We start from the raw sequence: 16,122 nt of genomic DNA, 5'->3' as shown, positions 1-16,122 counted from the left end.
GGCAGGAACGTCTAACAGTCAGGAGTTATTTGCCGGGCGCTGACATAAAGTGCTGAAGAAAAGCGGGCCGAGGCCGAACCAGCTGGCGGAGTCATCTGAACACAGGTCATGGACCTAAAAGTCCAGACTTTTCAGTCGTTTATCAGGCATGGGTAAGTTTGAGGCCAACAATGCCGGCACAAATCAGGCAAAGGCTCAGTATTCTGGGCAGATCGGCGGACTCGCCGAACAGGAATATCCCCAAAATCGCTGTGCCAACGGCACCGATACCAACCCAGACAGCATAAGCCGTTCCCACAGGCAGTGACCGCATGGCTATACCAAGCAGCACGAAGCTGACCACCAGTGAAATCACTGTCCCCACGGTTGGCCATAGTCGTGTGAAGCCCTCTGTGTACTTCAATCCAATAGCCCAGCCGATTTCGAGAAGACCGGCAACAAACAAAATAAACCAGTTCATTAAATATCTCTCATGTGGGGTCGTCCCGGTCTGCAGGGGCGAGAACCGTGGCTCGTTAAGCGGTATGTGTCAACATTTCAGCAAATAGTGCAAAGCAAAACCCAAGCACGGCACCCAGGGGCGGTGCCCAGTGTTTTTTCAATCGCGATTGTGGCGCGATATCCTGGAAAATCAGATAAAGAATGCCGCCAGCTGAAAATAGCATGATCGCCCCCATGATGGGCTCGTGCTCCGAGAGAAATGAATAACCAGTAATTCCCGCCAACGGCCCTACGGGAACCAGGAGGCTCATTGTCAGCAACGTTTTTTGGGGAGAGGTATTATTTTGAGATTTAAGCTCCCTGTAGGCGTTAAATCCCTCTGGCAGGTTTTGTAAACCAATCAGCAATGCCAGTAACGGAGCAACAGGTGATCCCAGAGCGATTAGCCCTCCCAATGCGATAGCTTCGGGCACGTAGTCCAGGACCATCGCCATCAATTGGGGAGACTCCCTCCGCCTTAAATCGAGTAATCGCTCAATGAGAAAGAACGTGAGACCACCGGCGAGGACAACAGGAATTGAAAATACAGAATCACTCATAAATGCGGTTCCTTCTGGAACCAGAACGACAGAAACGGCCCCCAGAAGAATGCCGCCACCGAAGGCAATCAGAAAATGTCGAAATTCCTGTTCGAGCCAATTGGGTCGAATATGCTCGAAACTCGCGATAAGTCCACCTACGGGGATACAGATCCCGGCGGCAGTGCCAAGAATAATAATTGTTGAAACCAGTGATATGTCCATATGATGTCCATTTGGCCAAGCGACAGTTGTTAAGTCGTCGTTTCGAACTGCTGTGATGCAGAAGCAGAGCCCGAAGCCCCGTTGGTCTGCACATCAATAACGATGTGGGAGTGGCTCCATCGGGTCACGACGAGGTTGCAACTTATTGCTCCGGAGGGCACTGGTCGGCATCGGTCAGGGTGCGTGGTCGATAGTTAAACCTGGCATCTTTCCAGCGCTTCCAGACACTGTTATCAACCGAAATATTGACCGCAGGGTGTCCGTTTATACCCTCGGAATATCTTCTGCAGAACCGGCCATCTCCCTCGCCTTTGATTTTGCGGAACCACGCGTAGGCGCCGTTCAGGAATTCCTTGAAGGAGTCTTTTGGCTCGGTTTGCCATGCGTCGTCGGCAGCCTTGAATGGATCTAGCTTCAGCCCTGCTTTCTCAGCTTTCTCCAGAATCCATTGCAACGGAATATCGGCAAGTGAATCCTTGGCACCATAGCCGCCGCCCACATTCGCGTGGGCGCCAATAAACCAGCGTTGTTCCACCTCCAGATTACGCTGTTTTTTGTTTCCATCGGTACTGGTCCACAGCGGTACGTCGTAGGCCGCCCTGTGCTCATCCAGTGCAACCGCATGGTAAGCATAATCCACAATGCTGGAGAGTTCGGTATCGTGCCACGAGTACTTCCCCCTTTCGGAAAGGACAGTACCGGGCACCCCCAGTGCGCCGACGGTATCCCATACGCCGATGAAGTGGATCCTCGGACTTCGGCTGTAGCGTTCCCTGAAATCCTTGCAGACGTCAGCATCTGGAGAGAGGCTTTCATCCCGGTAGATACTTTCAGCTTTTTCCAGCAAGCCCGGGGTGACGATATGCAGTAATCCACATTTGCGGATTAACCCAACGAGACTTCTTGCCGTATAGGCTCCACGACTGAAACCGAATATCCAGATTTCCTCGCCATCGGTGTAGCGTTTTGCAAGCCACTCGTATCCCGCCAGCAAATTTTTGCTAAGACCGTAACCGAACACGCCGCCTCTGAAGCGCTCCAGCTTCGATGTGCCAACACCGGCGTTGTAGAAAAAGCGTTGTCGCATATCGCCGTCATAATCATGAAGGCAGCGCGAGATACGATAAACATTTGTTTGATCTTCGGGATCGTTCCAGGTCCCGTCGAACAGCATAATCAATCGTTGTTTTGCCATAGGGTTTCCTACCGTCGCAATAATGGGGCTTCACCACGTACGTGGCGGTACCTCTGTAGCTGTTATGTGTTTCTTATGTCAGTACACCATGAATATGAACCTGATAATTAATTCAAATCAAGTTGATAAGTAACAGGGTTTGCAAGTGGTAAATCCTGCATCCATACTTTAAAAGTAATAACCCCCGTGTAGATCTGACTTGTTTTTTCTTCAGTAAGGAGAGCTTCATGAAATCTTTAGTAAAGTTTTTACCTGTTCTGATGATGGTGGCTGTCACTGGTTGTGCAAGCAACTCATCGGTAGATGAGGTCAGGGCAATGGCCCAGGAAGCTCAGCGCTCTGCTGCCGAAGCAAACAGGGCCGCCGTCGATGCCCAGCGGTCAGCTGATGCTGCAAATAAAGCTGCTGCCAATGCCCAAAGTACCGCTGACGAAGCAAAAACATCAGCATACGAAGCGAACGAGAAAATTGACCGGGCCTTTAAAAAGGCAATGGAAAAGTAGTCCATTTACTCAGTCATATCCGGTCGGTTTGAGTGGTCTGACCGGATATGATTTCGATAATACTCAAAATCTGATAATGAATGTGGCTGTATTCCCACCAGCACGGGCATACCCGTAGCTTTTGTTATTGCAATATCGACCCTGTTCCAGTCAATCAGAACCTCCGGCTGTTTCTCCAGCATCGATGTCAGCTTATCGACAACCCCTGTTCGGTTTTCCTCCTGTACCTCGCCATCAAGTTCCAGTGGATGATGTACCTCCAGGTAAAGCTTTTCGTCTTTCCAGCCGATTTTATAGGGCTGATTGACGATGGTGACAGGCGTATTAACCGGCGCGAGGTTATAGAGTTCTTCAATATGTTCGGGGTACATCCGAATGCAGCCGTGGGTGACCTGCATACCAATGCCAAAACGTTTGTTCGTACCGTGGATAAAGTAACTGGGAACATCCAGTGCCAGCAAATAGTCGCCCAGAGGGTTGTCCGGGCCAGCGGGCACGACTTTAGGCAGTAAATCTCCCCGGGCGGCGTGTTCCGCACGGATACTTTCGGGGGGATACCAGGATGGCTGTTCAACTCGCAGGGTGATGCGGGTTTCAGTCAGCGGTGTCGCCCAGTCCCTGCGACCCACGCTGATGGGGTAAACCGTCACGGTGTTTTGATTCTGCTCATCCCCGTGGTAAAAATAAAGGCGCATTTCCGCTGTATTGATGACAATGCCTTTGCGTGGCGCATCCGGCAAAATGACACTGAACGGCAATAATACTTTGCTCCCGTCATCGGGAAGCCAGGCGTCGACATCCGGATTTGCCGATCGGATCATGTTGTATCCCAACTGATATCGTACTGCGATATCAATCAGCGTCTCTTCTCTTGATATGTAGGTGCTGCTGTTACTGCCCACCAGATCCGTATTGGTCTCTGATGTCAGGATATGCCGGTTCTCAGCCAGGCAGGGCAGGCAACAAAGAGCAACTAACAGGAGACCAAAGGCCCTGGCGCTTGTCATGGTTACCTGAATTGGCTGCCAAGCTGCCATTAGGGACGAATATCAATAGGTGTTCCCGGCTTAATGGCCGGCCAGATTTCATCCATATCCGCATTGGTCACCGCAATACAGCCATCGGTCCAGTTGAATTTCTGAATCAGCTCGGGAGGCAACGTCGTATTATTTGGCATGCCATGGATCATGATTGAACCTCCGGGCGGTGCCCCAATGTCCAAAGCCCGCTTGATATCCTGCTCATTAGGATAGGAAATATGAATGGCCTTGTAATAATCACTTTTTTCAGTCTTGAAATCCAGAATATAGCGTCCCTCAGGCGTCCGCTCATCCCCAGCATGCAGCTTGTGGCCGCGGGGTCTGGGTCCCAGAGCGATGGAATACTCCCGGTACTTGATGCCATCCCGAAGCAGATAGAGCTTTCTCTCTGACTTGTCGACCAGCACACTATCTGCAAGAAACCGCTCATCAGACATAGCCAGCTGGCAAATCAGCAAGCCGATTATTAAAACTTTGTACATGACAGGTAAACTTACCCCAAGTGCTGTTCTGCTGTGAAAGTTGGCTGCCAATAGGCGATCAATTGGCCATTAAAAAGGCCGTAACGATTATTCTAGATCAAGGGTATTTGGTTTCGGGGTAATAGCGTTAAATTTTACTGATTCGGGATAAGTTGACCACTAAAAAGTACAGCGTGTCAGTCTCGCGGTGAAAATGGTTAAAAAATAATCGTTATCACCTATTTAACTGTTAGCCGTTTGCTGAACGATGCCTTTTCATCTGGTACATATTGTTATCTGCATAACTCAGCAGGGCATCGGCATTCTCCCCATCCAGGGGGTAGCAGGCGACACCGATACTACAGGTCGGCATTCTGACCACTTCGAGTTCGGCTCCCAATGGCTCGGCCATGATTGCGTTAATCTGTCCCACCTTCTCGAAAACGGCATCCGCCGACTGGATGTCCGTCAACAGCACAGTGAACTCATCGCCGCCCATCCGGGCCACGGTATCTGTCTCACGCACACAGCTTTCCAGTCGATGTGCAATTGCACAGAGCACACGATCACCCACCGCATGTCCATGGATATCATTGATAATCTTGAAGTCATTGATATCCACAAACAGCACGGCCAGGCTGCTTTGGTGGCGGTGGGCTACACGCAGAGCCGAGTCCAGTCGATCATAGAACAGCGCCCGGTTAGTCAGTTCCGTCAGTGGGTCGTGATGGGCGAGGAAACGTAATTCCGCCTCGGCCTGCCTGAGAGCCGTCACATCCCGCGCGACCCCGATCCGTACACCCTCCTCCTCGGACCAGCGGGCAGACCACAGGATGTGTACGATAGCGCCATCCTTGCGGATATAACGGTTACGGAAATCGATGTGGGGTTGGCCGTTCATGACCCGGAGAATGGAGGCGCGTGTGGCCGCCCGGTCGTCAGGATGCATGTAGTCGGTGATTCGCGTGCCGATCAGCTCGTCGGCATGGTAACCCAGCAATGTTTCGCAGGCACTATTCACAAAGACGATCTGGTTGTCGTTATCAACCACGAATACCGTGTCCAGCATCAGATTGATCAGTTTGGGATAGAGCGCTTTCAGGTCAACGGCCATAGGGCGGACTCCGGTTTACGTAGCCTGATTGTAGACTGATCTCACCGGAGGGTGGTAAAAAAGCCTGCAAAGGGCTCGATCCCTTTAGTTCGGTGTAAATAAATCTGGAGGCAATCATAAAATATTTTTTAGAACAGTTAGTTAGCAGTTCTGAGCCGCTTAATATGACCTGGATGGATAGAAAGGTCTGTGCGGTTTTGAGCGGAGAGGACCATCCGTCGCGATAATCAAATTTGTGTAAACAGGCCTTAGGCGCAATCTCTCTATGGATTTGACGGGTGATCTCTGCCACTGGGGAGGAGCTTGGCCCCTGCTATCTACATTGCCCGATAAGCGATTGGTCTGGGTAAACCGGGGGAGTAGAATAAAAATCCACAGCTCTCTCGCCAATGAGAACGTCAATTCCAATCTTATATGGACACAAAAGACAGTCGCAATCAGTTTTCCCGCTCGTTACTGCGCGCCATACAGGAAGCGTCGCCGGATGGTATTCTGGTGGTTGATCAGCACTCGCAGGTTATTTCCTATAACCAGCGATTCCTCGAAGTCTGGCAGATAGAAGAACAATGCCGCCCTGATGAGCAGGCTATGTACCAAAGCCTGTCCGAAGAGCCTTTACTTGATTCGGCGCTGCGCAAGTTAAAGAACCCCGATGCATTTTTGCAGCGCATTCAGGAGCTTTACAATAACCCGGCGCTGCACGATCACGCCGAAATCGAACTGAATGATGGACGGACACTGGATCGCCATTCAACCGGTTTATTTGATGATCAGAATAACTACCTCGGTCGCGTCTGGTTCTTTCGTGATATTACCCGGCAGAAACTGAATGAAGCCCTATTGCAAGACCTCGCCTGGCGTGACCCACTGACGGGAACCATGACCCGCGGGTATTTTCTCGAACGCGCTGAAGAAGAGCTGCAGCGGGCGCAACGCTATGGGCATACACTGGCCGTTATTATGCTGGACGTGGACCACTTCAAGGAGGTCAATGACCGTTACGGACATTACGCCGGTGACCGGGTGCTGGTGATACTTTGTCAGCGCTGGCTCGAAACCATACGGAATAATGACTTGCTGGGGCGCATTGGCGGTGAAGAGTTCACCATACTGTTACCACAAAGCGATCTGCAGACAGCCCTGCAAACTGCCGAGCGAGTCCGTTCAATTACAGAAAGCCAACCTGTACACAGTGATGGGGTCGCTATCAACTGCACAGTCAGTGGCGGTGTGGCCATGCTTGATAATAATCAAAATGACAGTGTCAAGGATGCCCTCAAGCGTGCAGATAATGCACTGTACAGCGCCAAAAAACTTGGCCGTAATCGTGTCGAGCAGTTCAGCGGAATTGTATAAATTCAGTTCGTAATGCGGACGTTTAATGCCTCGACAGGATGGACTGAACAGGTTCTGCGTTCGCCGTAGAATTGGAAAAGCCCCCTCAGTTTCCTGTAGGGGGCCGAGCTTGAGTGAGGTGGGCTGCTTAGTCGGCGTCGTAAATGCTGTTATCCACAGTGGCCAGTGTCTGAAAGGCAGGCCTGGCGAAGTAGAAGCCCTGGAACAGCTCGATGCCGAGAGATTGCAGGGTATCCCATTCTTCGCGGGTTTCGATGCCTTCGGCGATCACTTTGGCAGAGAGTTCATCGCTGACCTGCATCACGCCGCGCACAATGGCCTGGCGCACCCTGTCCTGATCGATGTTGCGGATCAGGGCCATGTCGAGCTTGATAATGTCGGTCTGGATTTCGCTGAGCAGGTTCAGGCCGGCGTAGCCGGCACCGAAGTCGTCGATGGCGGTCTTGAAGCCGCGCTTGCGGTAGTGGTCGACGATCATGCGCAGGTGGGACAGGTCGTCCACTTTTTCGCTTTCGGTGATTTCGAAAATGATTTGCTCCACCGGGAAGTTGTACAGCTCTGCCGCCGCCAGGGTGGTGCTTAGGCACCGTTCGGGTTGGTAGACGGCATTGGGCATGAAGTTGATGCTTAAAAAGCCGGGCACCCCGAGCTGCGAGGCGAGCTTGATGGCCTTGGTTCGGCACACCTGGTCGAAACGGTAGCGGTTGCTGTCGTTGACATGGCTGAACACCTGGCCTGCCGATTCGTTATTGAGTCCGCGTACCAGCGCTTCGTGGGCAAAAATTTGTCGGTTGGTGGTGTCCACGATGGGCTGGAAAGCCATGGTGAAGTCAAAGTCCAGTGCCTTGCCGCTGGCGCATTCGCGGCAATTGAGCAAAGGTGGGATTTCAGGTGTGTGCATAGTTGCGGCCTCCTGTCCTGTCTCGGCGGCGGTATTGTCGGTGCCGCACTCGATCATTCATTGTTTTATTGTGCCCCGTTGGCCTTGAGGTCGTCCGTGTAATCTTCGCCCAAACTGTGTTGACTGACCAACTGTAACAGGGTTTTTCCCTTTAATTGAAACAACGCGTAGGCTGACCCATAGAGCCCGCGCTTTTCGCGGCCGGAATGAACTTGACCGTCCTGTTATGGACAACTAAAACATTGTACATATTTAGACTCCCTTCTCGTTGCACAATTACGATATCACTACTGAAAGCGCATAACCGTAACCGGTACCCAACGCAGTTGGGCGTGGTTAACGCTGTTGTCAGGCAAATATCTACACAGGTGAAAACAATTTTTTGTGAGTCCTGTGAATCAGTAGGAGTGCCACTCCCAGTGCCAGCAACTCCGCCAGCGGGATTGCCGCCCAGACACCATGAATACCGATAAATATTGGTAACACCGTGACGCCAATCAGCAAGAACACCAAACCTCGCAGCACGGCAATGATGAAGGAGTTTTTAGCTTCGCCCAGTGCAGTAAAATAGGCGATAATCAGCACGTTAAGTCCGTTCACTAAAAACACGAAAGCGAAGATGTGCAAGCCATCAGATGCGATCTGGAACGCTTGGCTTTCATTGCTATCGAAGAACAACAGCATTGCGTGGCTTCCGAGTAACTGCAACACGATAAACACCATGACACCGATGCTCATATTGACCACTGCGGCAAAGCGAAATAATCCCTTGACCCGCTCGTGGTTTCCGGCTCCAAAGTTGTAGCTCAGCACCGGGATCAGGCCATCCGAAATACCGAGGAACAACAAAACACCCATAAAGTTAACGTAGTTGATAGCAGCGAACGCAGCCACACCGTCAGCCCCCAAGAGGCGAACGACAGTGAGATTGATGATCAGAATACTGACCGCAACCGCCGTTTCCGATACACCTTCGGATGAGCCGTTGTAAGCGGCACGGCGCAAGAGCAGCAGGTGGAAACGACCCTTCAGCATCGACAGCCGTTGTTTGGGATTGAAGGTGATACTGCCGGAAATCAGCAATCCGATGGTGAAAGCCAGGCCAGTGGCCACGCTCGCTCCAGTCGTGCCCCATTCCAGTCTCATCACAAAATAGAACGTCAGTAACACATTGATCAGCACGCTTAGTGACATGATAATCATCGAAAACTTGGGATGCCCCAATGCCTTCAGCATGGCATCGGAATAAAAGCATAACATCAGTGGCAATATGAACGGCACCAGCCCTTTAAGGTAGGCAAGCGAGAACGGCAGCAGCCGCTCGTCGGCCCCCATCAGTGTGGTCAGCGGTTCAGTGAACAGCAGCAGAAAAGCCGTTGCCATCAAACTGACTGCTACCAGCGCCCAAAAGCCAGTAGACATTGCGTCCTGCGCCTTTTCTGTATTTTGGCGACCCAGTTCCATACTGACCAGCGTCTGGCTTCCGATGCCGATGATCAGCGCCAACACCATAATAAAGCTGAAAAACGGCAGGATGATGCTGATCCCACCCAAAGCGTCTGACCCCAAATGGTTTCCCACTACGATGCCGTCTACCAGGCTTTGCACGCCAAAAAACACCATCGTGACGATGCTTGGTAGCGCGTATTTCAGAAAGATCCTGCTGACTGGGGCTCGTTCTAGTAAATGCTTATCGTCTAAATTGCTTTTCATAATTCACTTAGCTGCCTAACGCTTGGTTAAGGGGTAGGTTTAATGTGACCCCTTTAATTATTGGGAACCCTTTCTCATGTGGAGTTGGCTGGCGGGAGACGCTAGCGGAATGAAGTTAAGCTTGCCGAGGCGCATGGGCATAACGATTCGATAACCGGCCCAACCTCAGGAGGGTCTGGCGCGCTTTTTGCGCGAAGTTGATTGATTCGTTATGCAATTGATTTTGCGATGTAGCGACATTTTGGAAAAGCGCTGCATGCGAGAAATTCAGCGCCCTCATGTTCTCCCTTTCTCGCAACCTTCTTGATGAGTGGAGCAGAGCATTTTGGGCACACTTGTCTTTCTTCCACTTCAGCTTGAGGTGCTTCCGGCAACGAAGGTTCCTCCGATGCTTCAGCTGGTGGATCGAAAAGGGCACCCCTCACTTGGCTTATGTTGTAAGTTGCTGCGGCTTTGAAACGGTGTAAAGGTAACCCGGCAGCAGAACATGCGCTTTCAAGAAAACGATCGCGATCCTGACGCTTTCCTTTGGAGTGCGATTTATCATCTAACTCGATTGCGGCCAAAACGGAAAGGGTTTCAGGAGCGCAAATAACGTAATCGAAGTGCTTGGAAGAGATACGGTTGAATGCCTGTTGCCAATGGCTTCTTCCCATGCCCTTGGATGGGCGGAGGACATCGGCTACACGCACCTTTCCGAAAACAACCGCCTGACCTTCGGCAGCTTGGCTTAGAATACCGAAGAAAGATCTTTCAGCGGGCGAAAACAATGGCTCGTTTTTCTCGTACGAGAATTCATCCGTTGGACCTCTTTGTTTTGTAAGTATTACTAGCACTACGAGGGCAAGAAGAGCCAGCAATATCAACCATTCCATGTCGTTTCCTTTTTATGCATAACGCCCGCGTTCAACAGCGCAGTGGAACTGCGCCTGTTGCAACTGTTGGTTATGCGGCTGACTCATGCTCAACATCCCAGCCGGGGAATACCAATACGGCAGGATGACAGCGCAGCGCCTTGGCCAGCACCTTTGCGCGGTCAACGCCCAGGCGAACACGGCCGTTCTCAATGGCAGAAATCGTTGATTGGGGGATACCGGTCGCAGCCGCCAGATCGTTCTGGCTCATCTCCTGAAGCTCGCGCAAGATTCGAACCGAATCTCCTGTTGATACGTCAATTCTTTTAATCGCCTTCCGATAATCGCTCATTCTTCACCTCCGGTAGTCATGGGGAGTGACACGTTCAACCTCCACCTCCACCAGCACCTGGTCATTTTGTACCTTATAAATCACCCGATATTGGATATTCAGACGAGAGGACCGAAAACCTTTCCAGTTGCCAGATAGCCCCTCGTCTTTAAAACCCTTGATCAGTCTCAATCCCTGCGGGCCAGAAATTCTTACAATATCTTTCCATTTTTCATAGCGTTGCTGAACCTCAATTGGCGCTATCGCCAAGGCTTTATCAACACGTTTATGTTCGAGAATCTCCCACATACTAAATTTAGTATATATACCATTTATGGTATGTCAACTGGATAGCCTTGAGCTGGATTAAAAACCGCATAACTCCTTGAACAGGTAGCGTAAGCTGCGCACTGCGACCGAAGGGAGTGATCTGCTTCAACTGGTTATAGCCCACCACCCCAGACTCTTCGCCCCTGCCTAGACTCACTTTGGCGGGTTTATTGTTGCCAATCATGGGTTTCTTCAGAAAGCTCTACTGCAATTACGGTATCGAAAGCACCTCAACGCTTTCCGCGCGGCAGGCAGTCTTACTCCTGTCGAGGCTGCGAATGGGGTTGGTCACGTAGCGAACCCCGGACACCCTGACGGTGGCGCCTTTGGGGATATCCCACGGCACCGGCGCATTAATGTCGCCGACTAAAGCCGATGAGCGGCAGTATCGCTTCCAGTCATCGCGCCCTTGCGCAGCCACTAAGGCTCCGCGGAAGACACCGACTACATCCGGCATCGGCGCATACTCGGGCGTCCAGGCCATCTCAGGCGGAGCTTGCGGTTCAAGCTTGGCGTAGGTATTTCGACAGGACTCAATGTCGGCGTCCGACACCTCCCTGCCACGCGCGAGGTTCCGCGACGCCAAAGTGCAGGCATGGAAGCATTCGCTGCCTGCAGCACGACATTCAATGGCCATCTGTTGAAGCTCCGCCGCCAGGTCCTGTTGCGCCGAGGCGACCGGGAGTAGATTAACGGTCAGGATCGCCAGAGTCAGTGTGGCTTTGGCGACCTTACTAATAGTTATTGGATTCATTGGGAACCCTTTCTCATGTGGACAGTTGGCTGATGGGAGACGTAGCGGAATGAAGTTGAGCTTGCCGAGGCGTATGGGTATAACAGTATGTTAAGGCTTGGAGGCAATTGTATAAACATGCTTTTCTGGATATTGGTCTAGTTCAAGGTGCAAAACAGACAAGCCATTATTTATAAGCACCTGCACATTTTCATTAATACCAATAGAGCTGTAGTAAAAAGTGTCATCGTGCCACTGATCAGTATGTTCTCCCTCAGCATTCCCAAATGTATATATCAGAATGCCGCCTTCCGCTAAGAGCTGACACAGCTTTGATACGACAGGTTTTTGCATAGCCAACGGCAAGTGGAAAATACTATCCCATGCAACAATTAGATCGAACTTCTCTTTTGTTTCCCAGGAACAGATATCCTCATGCAAAAATTCGTGCTCTGGATGGTTTACGCTAGCCAACCTAATCATTTCTTTTGATACATCAAGGCCTATCACAGAGAAACCGCTGCCTTCCAATATCCGTACAAATCTACCACCAGAACCACAACCTACATCGAGGGCTTTTCCACCGCGCCGCGCAAATTGAACAGCTCGTTGAAACTGATTTACACCATAGCCAGACTCTACGTGTTGGTCATGCCACCATTGAGCAATTTTGTCGTATTTCGTTCCTAGTGCAGATGATTCCATTTGAAAGCCTTAACGCCTTGCTAAGGGGACGACAAAGCACAGCTTTGGTGTTCCCGCGGAGGGCTGAAGGCCCGGAGTAAACTTGTTAACTGGTTTACCAGTTGCATGCCACGCCATCTATGCCTGCTGAAAACATTCGTTGTGCAACATAGTGAGCGACTTCAACAATGTTAGAAAATGTTTTTTCTTCTATAAGTTTGAACTGCATACAACCAACCTCTGATTTAAGAATTGTGTGGTAGCTACTATTGGTCTGGGTGACGTATACACCGTCGAAGTTTTGTTCTGGACCCCAATCTTTGGGATAACCACCAAACCTATGAATGCTGTCCTTAATAGCACTACCTAGCTCATTGATAGAAAGCGGCTGGTCAAGAAATAAAGTCCTTTCCTCAACGTTAAGGTGAAAAGTGTTTATAAGTTTGATAATTGCTTCCGCACGTTCCATGTGAGTTTCCAGTTAACGCCCCGCTAAACGGCGAGCGTTAGCGAGTCCGGTGGAGGCCACGTTTTTTGTGGCCGGAACGAATTTGAGCGGCTTGTTAAAAGTTACTCTCTCTCTGTAGCGCACCAGCTACCCCCACTACCATGATATGTTTCTGCCGTGAGGTGATAGAGCTGGCCGCACTCAGGGCACTCAAAATAATAATCTACGAAATCACCCAAAGACTTACCATTTGCCAGCTCAGAAAATGGGCCACTATCGCAGCAATTTAGAACACCTTTAGGCCAATAATCGCTTTCGCGGATTGTACCGTCAGATAAATTGTCCGCTACAACTCGAATTGCCTTCTCAAGATCTATCGGGCTTCTAATCCGAAATTCTTGATTCACCTCCGAACAGTGCTCACATGCTTGATGGCTCATAGACTTTTAACGCCAAGCTTTGGGGCGGCTGGAGCGCAGCGTAAGCCGTCCCAGCCGCGATAGCGGCGACAACAGCGCCTTGTTAGCCGCACCTACGCTTTGACAGGGTAACGGCTGGAGATAGCAATACGATTCCATGTATTGATGACAACGGCAAGCCACTCAATGGCCGACACTTCTTCTTTGGAAAGACTGGTTGCGGCCTGCTCGTAGATTGCGTCAGGCAGTTGGCCGTCAGAGATCAGTGTAATTGCCTCCACAAGCTCTAACGCGGCACGCTCTTTTGAGCTGAAGCATTCGGTCTCTTTCCATGCGGAAAGGACTGCTACACGATCAGCAGACTCCCCGCTGGCAAGTGCATCCCGCGCATGCAATCTGACGCAGAAAGCACATTGATTTATCTGGGATGCGCGCAGGCGTAAGAGATGCGAAAAGCCTACGGCAATTCCTACATTGGTTAAGGCATCGGAGGCAAGCCGGTCAAGCTCAATGACTGCCTGATACAGATCAGGTGCTGACTTACCAAGGTTCACTCTTTCTGTCATGTGACCTCCTTATGTTGTACGGCTAACGCTGCCAACACGTGCAGCTTTGTAGTGGAGGCGAAGCCGGAACGTAAAAGCTGTCGCTGTGCTTGGCCTGGTTATGGCTAATGTGGCAGCTTATACGAGACATTACCATTACTCACCTTTATGTACTTGCGCTGCTCAAGATCTTTTACAATCGAGCTTAACTGCTGTTCAGATAGCTTCTCAGTAAACAGCGAATTAATAGTGTTTGAGAGTGTCTTTACCTTGCGGGGGCGCGACTGCCCACGACCAGCTAAATTTTTCACGATAGCTAGTACTTTGTCGTCGGTAGAGGTGGCAGTGGACATCCTTACAACGGGTATTTCTGCTAAGTCTCGCTCACGCTGGATCTTAATACCACGCGACTTGAGATGCTTGATAAGTGTGTCGAAACCAGTATCACGGCTGATGACGTGGAAATAAGCACTTGAGTCCTTCGCCGCCAACTCGCCAATATAGTAGGCAATGTGGAAATCAAGAGCGTTTTTTCCCGTACCGGTGATTTTTATGTACTGTGCCGCATTCCCAAGGGCTTGCATAGATGCAGCCAGATCAAATGGTATTTTTACTTGGTTTGCACCAACGAAAACCACCACCCTGAAAGGATGCTGCTTGAGAACCTCCAGATTACTCGGCTGCACATTCTCAAAATCTATAAGAACATAGTTTGTTACCAAGCAGGCTCTCCTTGATTTGGCCATAACGCCCGCAGCACGCGCGGCTTTGTAGTGGAGGCGAAGCCGCAACGAAAAAGCCGTCGCTGTGCCTGCGATTGTTATGTCTTGGTTGCCTCATGCCCGACTCTTTAGATATTCGTAAACGAACGAGCCGATGACTGAGCCGGTAATCCCAAGCATTAACGCAAATATACTTGATAGAACCAGCGCTGCAATTGGATGCTTTTTAACGTGACCGACTATTCTGAAATATAAATCTTTTTTAATGCGCTTAATGTCACCTTGGGTGTTTTCAATATCAGACTTAGACACTCTTTCCTGCTTCAATCTCTCTTGGCACTCATCACATATTTGCGGGTTATGGCAAGAAGCGACCAAATCAGTCTTTATACCATTCATGTCAAAGAGGCATCCACGCGTCTCGTCGTGTGTAAAACCTGGAGCCTCATCAAAATCAGGGATCTTGTTTCCCGCGCGCCGATACAAAAGTGTGTACGCATATAGTAAACGGTAAACGACATTTTCTAGCGGAATATTGTAGTGTTCGAGGATGTCTTTGATTTGATGAAACGTAAATACAACCTGATTATTTCCGAGCCTTCTCGAGTACCAGTTGTCCTCAATAGGAACGTTTACAATAGCGATCATAAAGTCAGCATTAAACTGGTTAGGGAGCTGTCCTTTTACTGCACTATCTGAGAACTCCCAATCAAAACCATCAGAGTCACAACGAAGTGAATAGTTGTCGATATCCTCGACAACCTCGAAAGTCTTAGACGACCAATTTTTGATTTTTTTAGACTGGAACTCTAAAGGTAAGTGCCCAATCGATACCAGCTTGATCCTAACTTTACTCATAAGCTTCCTTTAGAGACATAACGCCTTTGGAAGGGGCAAATTGTGGCGAAGCCACGCTTTAATTTGTCCCGCTTGCCAAACTTGTTAAGCATTGCTGGCACCTTATTTTAATTTCTGAAGATCGGATGAGAGCTTCTGTTGTAGCAGAATGACTTTAGGCTGAAGATCCACTGTTTGCTTTTCAGCTACAGCCATAAGCCCCTGATTTAACTCAACGCGCTTACTAATGTAATTACGGCCAGCTGCCGATTTATAGAACTTCGATATCTCTTTAAGCTCGGAAATTGAAAATGCCTCGGTATACACACGAATATATTCGTTCTTGAGTGTATCCCAGCCCATGGCTGTTTGTAGCAACTCGGTTAAATCAATGAAATATTGTTCCACCACAGGCGCAGCTTCGACGGGAAGATTCATTTGTTGAATCTGGCGTATTTGTGCCTGTTTAGTGCCTTCCAATACTTGCGTCATTTGTTCATTAACTTTGGTAAGCAGCAGAAGCTCTTCGGCCGCTTTCTTATGCTCGTCAGATGCTGCAAAGCTTATTCCTGAGAGCATGAAAGAAATTGCCATTACTATTAGATGCTTAAATTTCAACTTGAACCCCTATGATGCTTAACAGTCTGTTAATGAGGCCTTCGGCCTCATAATAATTATTAAAAGGCGGCCAC

The 16,122-nt window shown here is 50.0% G+C and carries 20 protein-coding genes; 2 read left to right on the top strand and 18 right to left on the bottom strand.

Annotated elements, in window-relative coordinates; all coding sequences use genetic code 11:
- Positions 1-142 precede the first annotated feature (142 nt).
- The 3 genes from sugE to QZ516_RS08385 form a co-directional block, all read right to left on the bottom strand.
- The gene (sugE, locus tag QZ516_RS08395; RefSeq protein WP_297188411.1) at positions 143-460 is read right to left on the bottom strand and encodes a quaternary ammonium compound efflux SMR transporter SugE; all 318 of its coding nucleotides are present in this window, start codon (positions 458-460) and stop codon (positions 143-145) included.
- 55 nt (positions 461-515) lie between these two features.
- Positions 516-1,244, bottom strand: a complete 729-nt coding sequence (locus tag QZ516_RS08390) for a divalent cation transporter (RefSeq protein WP_297188409.1) — start codon at positions 1,242-1,244, stop codon at positions 516-518.
- Between the two features lie 142 nt (positions 1,245-1,386).
- The gene (locus tag QZ516_RS08385; protein ID WP_297188407.1) at positions 1,387-2,439 is read right to left on the bottom strand and encodes a DUF2235 domain-containing protein; all 1,053 of its coding nucleotides are present in this window, start codon (positions 2,437-2,439) and stop codon (positions 1,387-1,389) included.
- Between the two features lie 227 nt (positions 2,440-2,666).
- Between QZ516_RS08385 and QZ516_RS08380 the strand changes: the two genes are divergently transcribed.
- Positions 2,667-2,942, top strand: coding sequence for an Lpp/OprI family alanine-zipper lipoprotein (locus QZ516_RS08380; protein WP_297188405.1), 276 nt, complete (start codon positions 2,667-2,669; stop codon positions 2,940-2,942).
- Between the two features lie 5 nt (positions 2,943-2,947).
- Here the strand turns inward: QZ516_RS08380 and QZ516_RS08375 are convergent, their stop codons facing one another.
- The 3 genes from QZ516_RS08375 to QZ516_RS08365 form a co-directional block, all read right to left on the bottom strand.
- A complete protein-coding gene (locus tag QZ516_RS08375; RefSeq protein ID WP_297188404.1) occupies positions 2,948-3,949 on the bottom strand; it encodes a L,D-transpeptidase family protein in 1,002 nt (333 codons plus the stop codon).
- Between the two features lie 29 nt (positions 3,950-3,978).
- On the bottom strand, positions 3,979-4,464 hold the full coding sequence (locus tag QZ516_RS08370; protein WP_297188402.1) for a L,D-transpeptidase family protein: 486 nt from the start codon (positions 4,462-4,464) through the stop codon (positions 3,979-3,981).
- Positions 4,465-4,693: 229 nt separating this feature from the next.
- Positions 4,694-5,557 carry a sensor domain-containing diguanylate cyclase gene (locus QZ516_RS08365; protein ID WP_297188400.1) on the bottom strand — a complete coding sequence of 288 codons (864 nt, stop codon included), beginning with the start codon at positions 5,555-5,557 and terminating at the stop codon, positions 4,694-4,696.
- Positions 5,558-5,971: 414 nt separating this feature from the next.
- Here QZ516_RS08365 and QZ516_RS08360 point away from each other — a divergent pair, with 414 nt between their 5' ends.
- Positions 5,972-6,913: a sensor domain-containing diguanylate cyclase gene (locus tag QZ516_RS08360; RefSeq protein ID WP_297188398.1), complete on the top strand. Its 942-nt coding sequence runs from the start codon at positions 5,972-5,974 to the stop codon at positions 6,911-6,913.
- 127 nt (positions 6,914-7,040) lie between these two features.
- Here the strand turns inward: QZ516_RS08360 and QZ516_RS08355 are convergent, their stop codons facing one another.
- From QZ516_RS08355 to QZ516_RS08300, 12 genes are all read right to left on the bottom strand, one after another.
- Complete coding sequence (locus QZ516_RS08355; protein ID WP_297188396.1) at positions 7,041-7,814, bottom strand: EAL domain-containing protein; 774 nt, start codon at positions 7,812-7,814, stop codon at positions 7,041-7,043.
- Positions 7,815-8,174: 360 nt separating this feature from the next.
- Positions 8,175-9,527 (bottom strand): MATE family efflux transporter, encoded by a 1,353-nt coding sequence (locus QZ516_RS08350; protein WP_297188394.1) that lies wholly within the window; start codon positions 9,525-9,527, stop codon positions 8,175-8,177.
- Between the two features lie 209 nt (positions 9,528-9,736).
- Complete coding sequence (locus QZ516_RS08345) at positions 9,737-10,402, bottom strand: DUF2726 domain-containing protein (protein WP_297188392.1); 666 nt, start codon at positions 10,400-10,402, stop codon at positions 9,737-9,739.
- A gap of 70 nt (positions 10,403-10,472) precedes the next feature.
- On the bottom strand, positions 10,473-10,733 hold the full coding sequence (locus QZ516_RS08340; RefSeq protein WP_297188390.1) for a helix-turn-helix transcriptional regulator: 261 nt from the start codon (positions 10,731-10,733) through the stop codon (positions 10,473-10,475).
- A gap of 3 nt (positions 10,734-10,736) precedes the next feature.
- The gene (locus QZ516_RS08335) at positions 10,737-11,021 is read right to left on the bottom strand and encodes a type II toxin-antitoxin system mRNA interferase toxin, RelE/StbE family (RefSeq protein WP_297188388.1); all 285 of its coding nucleotides are present in this window, start codon (positions 11,019-11,021) and stop codon (positions 10,737-10,739) included.
- Between the two features lie 232 nt (positions 11,022-11,253).
- On the bottom strand, positions 11,254-11,796 hold the full coding sequence (locus QZ516_RS08330; RefSeq protein WP_297188386.1) for a hypothetical protein: 543 nt from the start codon (positions 11,794-11,796) through the stop codon (positions 11,254-11,256).
- 90 nt (positions 11,797-11,886) lie between these two features.
- Complete coding sequence (locus QZ516_RS08325; RefSeq protein ID WP_297188384.1) at positions 11,887-12,480, bottom strand: class I SAM-dependent methyltransferase; 594 nt, start codon at positions 12,478-12,480, stop codon at positions 11,887-11,889.
- 94 nt (positions 12,481-12,574) lie between these two features.
- Positions 12,575-12,928 carry a hypothetical protein gene (locus tag QZ516_RS08320; protein WP_297188383.1) on the bottom strand — a complete coding sequence of 118 codons (354 nt, stop codon included), beginning with the start codon at positions 12,926-12,928 and terminating at the stop codon, positions 12,575-12,577.
- Positions 12,929-13,439: 511 nt separating this feature from the next.
- Entirely contained in the window at positions 13,440-13,892 is a 453-nt protein-coding gene (locus tag QZ516_RS08315) for a carboxymuconolactone decarboxylase family protein (protein WP_297188382.1), read from the bottom strand.
- Between the two features lie 104 nt (positions 13,893-13,996).
- Positions 13,997-14,593 carry a PIN domain-containing protein gene (locus tag QZ516_RS08310; RefSeq protein ID WP_297188381.1) on the bottom strand — a complete coding sequence of 199 codons (597 nt, stop codon included), beginning with the start codon at positions 14,591-14,593 and terminating at the stop codon, positions 13,997-13,999.
- Between the two features lie 114 nt (positions 14,594-14,707).
- Positions 14,708-15,451, bottom strand: a complete 744-nt coding sequence (locus QZ516_RS08305; protein WP_297188379.1) for a hypothetical protein — start codon at positions 15,449-15,451, stop codon at positions 14,708-14,710.
- A gap of 102 nt (positions 15,452-15,553) precedes the next feature.
- Entirely contained in the window at positions 15,554-16,024 is a 471-nt protein-coding gene (locus tag QZ516_RS08300) for a DUF2059 domain-containing protein (protein ID WP_297188377.1), read from the bottom strand.
- Positions 16,025-16,122 lie beyond the last annotated feature (98 nt).

The organism is uncultured Porticoccus sp., assembly GCF_913061305.1.
GTDB lineage: Bacteria > Pseudomonadota > Gammaproteobacteria > Pseudomonadales > Porticoccaceae > Porticoccus.
The sequence above is the reverse complement of the archived record's forward strand: the minus strand, read 5'-3'. Positions and strand labels throughout refer to the sequence as shown.